1 protein-coding gene and 1 pseudogene are annotated in these 668 nt (G+C 57.2%); one reads left to right on the forward strand and one right to left on the reverse strand.

From position 1 onward, the window contains the following. A partial coding sequence (locus tag ALO43_RS18690) for an SH3 domain-containing protein (protein WP_054997906.1) occupies positions 1 to 568 on the forward strand: 568 nt, incomplete at its 5' end. 10 nt (positions 569 to 578) lie between these two features. Here the strand turns inward: ALO43_RS18690 and ALO43_RS30310 are convergent. Further along, positions 579 to 668 (reverse strand): annotated as a pseudogene (locus tag ALO43_RS30310) (hydrolase); the annotation flags it as partial.

Consider the following 668-nt stretch of genomic DNA (forward strand, 5'->3'; position numbering starts at 1 on the left):
AGCGCAGCCCACGGCCATCTGGCGTTCCGATCACTCCAATGCAAGCGCCCGGATCACGCCAGGCCCGGAGTTCAAGGCGGTCCGGACCATCGATGTCAAACGCACGCCCAACATTCAGGGCGTGCCGTCGATGAAGCTTATCAATCAACCCTATGTCACCCGGTCTACCCTCAACGTGCGCTCTGCACCGAACATGAACGCTGACAAGGTGGGCAGCCTGCCGGGCAATACGCAATTCACTGCCGTGGGTTCTACCGGTGACTGGATTCTGGTGGGGCGCAAGGGCGTGACCGTGGGCTACGTGCACAAGGACTACGTGATGACGCAGTCTGATGCCGATACCAGAAAGAGGCTTGCTGCAGTCAGGTTCGATGATATGAATGTGTCGGCCAGCAAAGAGACTGAAGCATTCGATCTGGGCTCAATCTCTTCCTTGCCCTCTGGCAAAACAGCGGCCGAGACTACTTGTCGACCGCTTTCTGTAAGCCTGGAAGCCAACGGTGGCACCACTGAAAAGCAGGAGAACACATTCTGCAGGCAGGCCAATGATACGTGGGAGTTGATTTGAAGCAGGGCCTCTAGCGGGCAGTCAGTGCCGAATAACTGTTCATCAGGTTACGGTAGTTCGGGATCCGCTCGGACAGCAGGTTGCCCAGCCCTTCGATATC

The organism is Pseudomonas tremae (assembly GCF_001401155.1).
GTDB classification, from domain to species: Bacteria; Pseudomonadota; Gammaproteobacteria; order Pseudomonadales; family Pseudomonadaceae; genus Aquipseudomonas; species Aquipseudomonas tremae.